We start from the raw sequence: 8,043 nt of genomic DNA, 5'->3' as shown, positions 1-8,043 counted from the left end.
GGCCCGGAGCGTCTGCTCCGGGCCGGCCCGCCCACGCGCCGTCAGGTTGCGGCGGGAACGGGGTCGCGGGTCGGTGCGGGCGTCTCCTTCGGATCGGACTCGGCCGGCACCGCAGAAGGGGCGGGAGCAGGGGCGTAGGGGATCTCGCCGCGCAGGACGGCCTTGGCTCGGTCCTCGTCGAGCTCGCCCTCCCAGCGGGCGACGGCCAGGGTGGCGACGCCGTTGCCGACCAGGCTGGTCAGGGCGCGGGCTTCGGACATGAACCGGTCGACGCCGAAGACCAGCGCGAGGGCGGCGACCGGGACGTGGGGGACGGCGCTGAGAGTGGCGGCCAGGGCGATGAAGCCTGAGCCGGTGACGCCCGCGGCGCCCTTGGAGGTGAGCAGCATGACGGCGAGCATGCCCAGCTGCTGGGTGAGGCTGAGGTGGATACCGAGGGCCTGGGCGAGGAAGACCGAGCCCATGGTCAGGTAGATGGCGGTGCCGTCGAGGTTGAAGGAGTACCCGGCGGGCAGCGTGATGCCGACGACCGGTTTCGAGGCGCCCACGTGCTGGAGCTTGGCCATCATGCGCGGCAGGACGGGCTCGGTGGAGGAGGTGCCCAGGACGATCAGCAGCTCTTCCTTGATGTAGCGCAAGAAGGGCAGCAGCCGCAGTCCGTTCAGGCGCATCACGGTCCCGAGGACGACCAGGACGAAAAGGAGGGCGGTCAGCCAGAACGAGCCGACCAGCAGGGCCAGGTGGCGCAGGGTGCCCAGGCCGTAGTGGCCGATCGTGAAGGCCATCGAGCCGAACGCGCCGAGGGGAGCCAGCCGCATGATCCAGCGGATGAGCGTGAACAGTACCGCGGAGAACTTCTCGACGCCCCGGGCGATGCTCAGGCCGGCCTCTCCGCCGGCGTGCAGGCCGAAGCCGAACAGCACCGACACCAGCAGCACCGGAAGGATCTCGTTGCCGGTCAGGGCGCTGACCAGGGTGGCCGGGATGATGGCGAGGAGGAACTCGGCGAAGCCCTCATGGGCCGTGGTCGACTCCGGCGGCAGGCCCTTGGCGGACAGGGTCGAGACATCGACGTGCAGACCGCTGCCCGGCTTGACGACGTTGACGACCACCAGGCCGATCACCATGGCCACGGTGGTCAGCACCTCGAAGTAGACCAGGGCCTTCAGGCTCACGCGGCCGACCGCGCGGGCGTTGCCCATGGAGGCGATGCCATGCACGACCGTGCAGAAGATGATCGGCGCGATGAACATCTTCACCAGCGCGATGAAGCCGTCGCCGAGCGGCTTCAGGTCGGCGCCGACGGACGGCCGCAGCCAGCCCACGGCGGCGCCGAGGAGGACGGCGATCAGGCACTGGACGTACAGGTGGGACAGCATCCGGCGGATGCGGCCCGGTGGTGCGGTGACGGTACCCGGGGCGGCGTCGTTGCGGCTCATACGGGGCGTCCTTCCAGGACGGGAACGAGGAGTTCGGCTCGGGCGATACGCCGGGCAGCGCGGTGCAGCAGCACCGTGGGGGACGCGCCGTCCGGTGCGGGGACGGCTCGGGTGGTGACCACGCCGGCGGGGGTGCCCAGGCGCAGCGCGCCGTCGGCGGTCTGCCGGGCGACGCGGTGGGCGAGGGTGCCGGGGGTGGCGGCGGCCGTGGCCAGGGCCACGGCGGAGGTCAGGCCGATCGCCGGGTGCGGGGCGTGCATGGAGACCATGCGCACGGCCAGGTCGTACTCGTCCTGGTTGACGAGCATGCCCTGCGTGGTGCGATAGAGCGCGGGCCGGGCGACGATGCCCACCTTCGGCACCGCGTGGCTGACCGGATCGCCCTCGCGGGCCAGACCCATGGCCAGCGCTGCCTGGCGGCGCAGCAACGTCAGCGCGGGCACGGCGGTGGCGAACGCGGCGAGGGATTCCGTACCGTCGAGGCCGAACGCCTTGGCCTCGAACAGCGCGGCCGGAGCGCCGGCGTCCACCAGGGATGCCTCGACTGGACCGTCCGGGCCGGTCAGCTCGTCCAGTGCCCGGCCGGTCGGCAGAGCGCGGCCGGTCGTCGAGCCCGCCGGGTCCTGAAACCCGAGCAGGACCGGCACGCCCCGTGCCGAGGTACCCGGGACCACGGCCGTCCCCTCCTCCGGGGCCACGCCCGCGGGGGTGGGGATCGTGCCGGTGAGGCGGGCCCCGGTGTTGACGTTGAGCATGCGGACGGTGGTGGTGTCCGATGCGATCGGCACGAGATCGTGGTGGACGGCGTACAGGGCCACGGCGGTGGCACAGTTGCCGCAGTTGCTGGCCCACTCCACGCGCTCGTCGCCGATGCCGACCTGTGCGAAGGCGTACTCGACGTCCACGCCGGGTTGGGTCGACGCCTGTACGACGGCGGCCTTGGAGGTGGTGGAGGAAGCGCCGCCCACGCCGTCGATCTGACGGGGGTCGGCGGCGTTGAAGGCGGCGAGCAGCAGGGCATCGACATCCACGCCCGTGGCGACCACGTCGCGGTGGTCGAAGATCCAGCACTTGCTGGTTCCTCCGCGGATCATCTCGCCCTGCAGACGCAGCACAACCGACTCCTCACAGCCATGGAAGGGGAAGTCCACCGACGGTCTCGCCGTGCGTGGTGTCCTCCACGGTGGGTTACGACAGCGTGAAGTACAATCTCGGAAATCTGCATGGCTATTAAGGTGAAGTGAACGCTGGAGGTGGCAGCATGCTCGACGTCCGGCGCATTCTGCTGTTCACGGAGGTCGCCCGGCGCGGCTCGGTGACAGCGACCGCCCGCGCCCTCAACTACACACCGTCAGCGGTATCGCAGCAGATCAGCCGCCTGGAAACGGAGGCAGGACAGCCCCTGCTGGAACGCCACGCCCGGGGTGTCACCCTCACCGACGCCGGACGGGCGCTGGCCGAACGAGGGCAACGGATCGAACGCGAACTGCACGCCGCGGAGAACGAACTCGCCGACTACGCCGGTCTGCGCGCGGGCACACTGCGCATCGGTACCTTCCCCACGGTCGGCGCCTCCCTCCTCCCGCAGGCCGTGATCGCCTTCCGGGACGCCCACCCCGACGTACGGCTGACCGTCCGCAGCGCCCGCATCGCCGGACTCTGGACGATGCTGGAGAACCGGGAGATCGAAATGTCGCTGATGTGGGACTACGACTGGTGCCGAATCGACCGGGAGGACATCGTCGTCACCCCACTCCTCGATGACCCGCCGGCCCTTCTCGTCAGCGACCACCATCCCCTCGCCGGCCGTGACGCCGCCTCACTCGCCGACTTCGCAGACGACCCCTGGATCACCCGCGCCGACCATCACCCGGTGGCCGAAGCCCTCGTCCGCGGCTGCCGCGCCGTCGGCTTCGAGCCCCACATCGCCTACGAGGCCCACGACTACCAGGAAGCCCAGGCCATGGTCGCCGCCGGCATCGGCGTCGCCCTCGCCCCCACCCTGGCCCTGGAGGGCATCCGGCCCGCCGTCAACGTCCTGCCCCTCCAGCCGCCGGCCCCCATCCGCCGCATCCTCCTGGTTCACATGGCCGACCACTCGCTCACCCCCGCCGCCCTGACCTTCGCCGGACTCCTCCGCGACGCCGCTGCGGCCCGAACCCTCTGACCCCGAACCACGCCCGCCGGTCATGGAACCGTCACGCTCACCGCGGGGAACCCAGGCCCCCGCATATCGGTGTCGGAGTGGGCAACGGGCGGCGCCAAGCAACCCTGGTCATGTGTTGGGCTCGTGATCCGGGAGGAGCACGGGTCCGAGGTGAGAGTGGCGAGCGTCGGCTCCGGCCGTGACCAGGCCGAGAGCATGGTCGATGTCTTCCACTGCGGGGTGGGGGCGGTGCGCCCGGTCGCGGATCCGGGGCAGCGCCTCGTCCGGGTGCGCGGCCTGCACGTACTTGACGGCGCTCTTGAGGTGGCCCACCTGAAGGGGCTAGGCACTGGACGGGGCGAACACCACCGCTCAGCGGTGACGGTCAGTACGGGTTTCCCAGTACCGCCAGTAACATGATCACCTTGTCTCTGGGTATACCAGTCAGTCAACTTGACGCGTTCAGCGGACGCGCCCTGCCCGGAGATGTCCATGTCTTCTCTCAACGATGCGCTGGAAAACGCGCGCCTCACCTACGAGCAGCACGTGCGGACGTGCCGTCAGTGTCATGCCGACGGCGCGGCCTGCGCCGTGGCCAAGCATCTCCTGCGGATCTACAACAACGCCCGCAGGGAGTACATGCGGTCGCGGGGACGGCACGCGGCGACCGACTGACCGGGCTTTTCGGCCCATGTGATCCGGGAACCCGGTCGCCGTCCCGTCCGCCTGAGACGCAGGAGGCCGCCGTGACGGACCAGTACGGTGACCGGCCGAACCCGGTCACCCGGCACGCCCGCCCTGACTTCCCCTCCCAGGACCAGCCGCATCCGGGCTGGACCGGCCCGATGGATCCGCCGCCCGACCACGGCGAGGACTCCTACCGCGGCGCGGGCCGGCTTCAGGGCCGCAAGACCGTGATCACGGGAGGGGACTCCGGGATCGGCCGGGCCGTGGCGCTGGCGTTCGCCCGCGAGGGCGCGGACGTGCTGTTCACCCATCTCGCCGAGGAGGAGGACGAGGCCCGCGAGACGTCCCGGCTGGTGGAGGACGCCGGACGCAAGGCGGTCGCCGTCTCCTGCGACATCCGGGAGGAGGACAACTGCCGGGCGCTGATCGAGCGGGCGGTCGCCGAGTTCGGCCGTATCGACGTGCTCGTGAACAACGCCGCCTACCAGATGTCCCAGCCGGACGGTATCGAGGCGATCAGCACCGGGCAGTTCGACCGGGTCATGCGGACGAACCTGTACGGCATGTTCTGGCTCACCAAGTTCGCCCTGCCGCACCTGCCGGCCGGCGGCTGCGTCATCAACTCCACGTCCGTACAGGCGTTCAAGCCCAGCCCGCACCTGCTCGACTACGCCATGACCAAGGGCGCGATCGTGACCTTCACCCAGGGGCTCGCGCAGATGGTGGCCGAGCGCGGCATCCGCGTCAACGCGGTGGCCCCGGGGCCGGTGTGGACGCCGTTGATCCCGTCGACCATGCCGGACACCAGGGAGTTCGGGAAGCAGGCCCCGCTCGGCCGCCCGGCCCAGCCCGCCGAACTCGCCCCGGCCTACGTCTACTTGGCCTCCCCGGAGGCGAGTTACATCACCGCCGAGGTGCTCAACGCGACCGGCGGCACTCCGCTTCCCTGACGTCAGGGACGTCAGGCACCGTACACGGCAAGGACGTTGGCGCGCGGTGGTGTGGCGTGCCGGGCCGCGGGACCCTCGGCGAACGTACGCAGGAGGTTCTCCGTGGTGCGGGTGACGAAGGCGCGGGTCCGGGCGTCCATGCCGTGGTCGCGTCCGAGCTCGCCCGTCCCGGCCACCAGGCCCTCCACCCAGCGCATGGTGCCGGTCGCGAACACGCCGGCGCCACTGGCGGCCGTGTAGTACGCCGAATCGCTGTGACTGGCCCGCCCGCCGCAGACCAGCGGGGAGTGCGCGATGATCTCCAGCGGCCCGGGGAGCGGTGAGCCAGGAGTGATCCGGTCGTACTCCACGCCGACCAGATGCGCGAAGCCGTCGCCGGAGCGTACGCCGGTGCCGTCGTACAGCCAGTGACCGGCGGCCCGGACGACATAGGGAGCGTCGACCGGATAGCCCTCGTAGAGCACGCCGGTCAGGGACGACTCGGGATCCGCGGCGGGCGCGAGACGGTAGTCGGTGGTGACCAGCGCGGGGTGCGAGTCGTAGCAGGGGTCGGCGCGGTAGGCGGTCTTGTAGCAGACCACGGTGCGGTCGTCCGCGCCCTCCCCGGCCTCCAGCCGGATCCGGCGGAAGCACGTGTTCGCGCCGAGGAAGGCGATGTTCGTCCCGGCGTCCCGGGCGGCGGTCACCCGGGCCCGCTGCTCCGGTGTCCAGTACTCGTCGTGACCCAGGCACACGACGGCGTGCGCGCCGCGCAGCACCCCGGGGTCGCGGTGCACGTCGACGCCCGTGGTGTAGGCGAGGGGGATGCCGAGGCGCTCGGCCAGCACCACCAGCGCCCGCTCGTACACCAGGAACTTCTCCGCACCGGTGCCGTCGTAGGGCCGGTCGAAGCTCACCGCGAGGGAGCGGGTGGCGTACGCGCCGGACGCGCCGTTGTAGAGGCTGCTGCCGCCCCAGCGGTTGTACGCCTGCCAGGTGGCCGGGGCGTGCAGCAGGACCGTACGGCCGGCGCCCTCGGTGGAGCGGACGATCAGCGGAACGTACCGCTGGTGACCGGTGTCCGCCTCGAGCCGCAGCAGGTAGGCGCCTTCCGGCCAGCCCGAGGTGTCCACCGGGAGCGTCACCGGCCAGTCGGCGCGCACCGTGCGCGTGGCGGGCAGCAGGCGCGGGGCCGGCTGGGTGCGGCCGGGTACGCGCTCGGACACCCAGATCCGGCGGGCCTGCCGGCCCCCGTACCAGCCGACCCGGAACGCGGACACCCGGAACGTCGCCGCGGAGGTGGACACATGCAGCCCGAACTGCTCACCCGGGGTCACGCTGACCCGGTCCGGATAGCCGGTCACCGCGTCCGGCGGGCCGGTGGAGACCACACGCCAGTCGGCGGTGCCCGGGGCGTCCTGCTCGGCCTCGGGCCGGAGCCGCCCGGCGGGGGCCGTGGCGGGGTGCGGATGCGACGGTGCCGCCGTGCACGCGGCGGCCGTGCCGAGGCCGGCGCCCGCGCACAGGCTGAGGAAACGCCGGCGGCCGAGGCCGTCCGACGGCGTGGTGTCGTGTGCCGGAGCCACTTCACCTCCCGGGTGCGAGTCCGCTCCAGCGTCCCGGCGCCCGCGCGGCCGGCGCAACCCGCGGAACCGGCCGAAGCCGGGCCGGAAGGCCCTGCGCACACGCCCCGCGGGGGCACCGGAGGTACGGCCGAACGGGTGACGAGGCCAGCGCTGTCAGGTACGGAAGCCGATGTGCACGTGGTCGTGATGGGTGGCGTCGCTGAAGAACTGACCGGCACTTCCGCCCGACAGCAGCACGGGACCGCCCACGTTGTACGACCCGGCAGCCGCCGCGTCCCGCATGAACCGCTCGATCAGACCGCGTGACGTCGCCGGGTCGACGACCGCGTGCCCGTCGATCCGCCACACGTCGAAGGCCCGGCCGCGCGGATGGTCGCTGGGCCGGCTGGTGCCGAACACGTCCAGCGGATGCCCGGAGCGCACGACGCTCACCTCCAGCCGGTACGTCCGGGCCAGCGCGAGCATCGCCCGCGCCACGCTCGTGTGTACCCGGCCGCTGCGCAGGTCCGCCGCCGCGGCGGGCGGCAGCACGATCCGGTCGTCGCTCAGCACGGTCCGGATGTCCGGCGCGGGCGACCGCACGGGTGGCCCCGGGTGGGCCGGATGCAGGGCGTCGACCGTCCAGGCGGACCCCGACCGGGAGAGACGCACGTCGACCGTCGTCCCGCCGGCGCTCACCGTGCCACCGCGCCGGGTCCACTGCCGGCACACCACCAGCACGCTGGCCGACCGGGTCAGGATTCCGCCGTACTGCGCGTCCACGACCTGCAGCGCCGCCTGGTCGGCCGTCGGCAGCAACGGGCCGGCCTGTGCCACGAGTGCCGTCGGCAGCCCGAGCGCCGCGACCCTCGCACGGGCCGCCCCCGCTCCGCCGTGCCCGTCGGCCCAGGCGCCGATCGCCTCCACGAGCCGCACGGCGCGCAGCTTCGCGGGCGGCTGGACTTCGGCCGGCGTGGGCCGCCAGGGGGTGGTGCGCGGCAGAGCGGGAGCGGGGGAGGGGGAGGGCGACGGCGAGCCGGTCGCGGGCCCCCGGGACGGCTGCGCCTGCGGAGCCTTGCTGCCGGAGCAGCCCGCCACACCGAGCGCGATACCGGCCAGGGCCGCCAGAACGGTACGGCGGCCGGGCGGGGGAGGGGCGGGTGCACGCGTGCGTGTCATGGGGCCCAGTGTCCGCCGGGCGGCCGGGGCCCCGCGAGCGGCCGGGGGCCGGCCACTCCCTTCGGCGGCGTGCGCACGCGCCCCCGGTCACCGTCCGG

General features: G+C 72.6%; 8 protein-coding genes. 3 read left to right on the top strand and 5 right to left on the bottom strand.

Going from position 1 to position 8,043, the window contains the following annotated elements:
- Positions 1 to 41: 41 nt before the first annotated feature.
- Together dctA and AB0D93_RS41045 are read right to left on the bottom strand one after the other, a co-directional pair.
- Complete coding sequence (gene dctA / locus AB0D93_RS41050; RefSeq protein ID WP_362131721.1) at positions 42 to 1,439, bottom strand: C4-dicarboxylate transporter DctA; 1,398 nt, start codon at positions 1,437 to 1,439, stop codon at positions 42 to 44.
- Entirely contained in the window at positions 1,436 to 2,554 is a 1,119-nt protein-coding gene (locus tag AB0D93_RS41045; RefSeq protein ID WP_362131718.1) for a PrpF domain-containing protein, read from the bottom strand. Before AB0D93_RS41045 ends, dctA begins: the two co-directional genes overlap by 4 nt.
- 146 nt (positions 2,555 to 2,700) lie before the next feature.
- Between AB0D93_RS41045 and AB0D93_RS41040 the strand changes: the two genes are divergently transcribed.
- Positions 2,701 to 3,606 carry a LysR family transcriptional regulator gene (locus tag AB0D93_RS41040; RefSeq protein ID WP_362131715.1) on the top strand — a complete coding sequence of 302 codons (906 nt, stop codon included), beginning with the start codon at positions 2,701 to 2,703 and terminating at the stop codon, positions 3,604 to 3,606.
- Between the two features lie 108 nt (positions 3,607 to 3,714).
- Here AB0D93_RS41040 and AB0D93_RS41035 read toward each other — a convergent pair whose 3' ends face one another.
- On the bottom strand, positions 3,715 to 3,918 hold the full coding sequence (locus AB0D93_RS41035) for a hypothetical protein (protein WP_362131712.1): 204 nt from the start codon (positions 3,916 to 3,918) through the stop codon (positions 3,715 to 3,717).
- A gap of 159 nt (positions 3,919 to 4,077) precedes the next feature.
- Here AB0D93_RS41035 and AB0D93_RS41030 point away from each other — a divergent pair, with 159 nt between their 5' ends.
- Both AB0D93_RS41030 and AB0D93_RS41025 read left to right on the top strand, forming a co-directional pair.
- The gene (locus AB0D93_RS41030) at positions 4,078 to 4,260 is read left to right on the top strand and encodes a hypothetical protein (protein WP_362131709.1); all 183 of its coding nucleotides are present in this window, start codon (positions 4,078 to 4,080) and stop codon (positions 4,258 to 4,260) included.
- 71 nt (positions 4,261 to 4,331) lie between these two features.
- Positions 4,332 to 5,222 (top strand): SDR family oxidoreductase, encoded by an 891-nt coding sequence (locus AB0D93_RS41025; RefSeq protein WP_362131706.1) that lies wholly within the window; start codon positions 4,332 to 4,334, stop codon positions 5,220 to 5,222.
- A gap of 11 nt (positions 5,223 to 5,233) precedes the next feature.
- On the opposite strand, the gene AB0D93_RS41020 is transcribed toward AB0D93_RS41025, so the two are convergent.
- Both AB0D93_RS41020 and AB0D93_RS41015 read right to left on the bottom strand, forming a co-directional pair.
- Positions 5,234 to 6,592 (bottom strand): N,N-dimethylformamidase beta subunit family domain-containing protein, encoded by a 1,359-nt coding sequence (locus AB0D93_RS41020; protein ID WP_362131724.1) that lies wholly within the window; start codon positions 6,590 to 6,592, stop codon positions 5,234 to 5,236.
- A gap of 348 nt (positions 6,593 to 6,940) precedes the next feature.
- The gene (locus tag AB0D93_RS41015; protein WP_362131703.1) at positions 6,941 to 7,945 is read right to left on the bottom strand and encodes a hypothetical protein; all 1,005 of its coding nucleotides are present in this window, start codon (positions 7,943 to 7,945) and stop codon (positions 6,941 to 6,943) included.
- Between the last annotated feature and the right edge of the window lie 98 nt (positions 7,946 to 8,043).

Origin of the sequence: Streptomyces sp. NPDC048191 (assembly GCF_040652655.1) — a bacterium.
GTDB lineage: Bacteria > Actinomycetota > Actinomycetes > Streptomycetales > Streptomycetaceae > Streptomyces.
The sequence above is the reverse complement of the archived record's forward strand: the minus strand, read 5'-3'. Positions and strand labels throughout refer to the sequence as shown.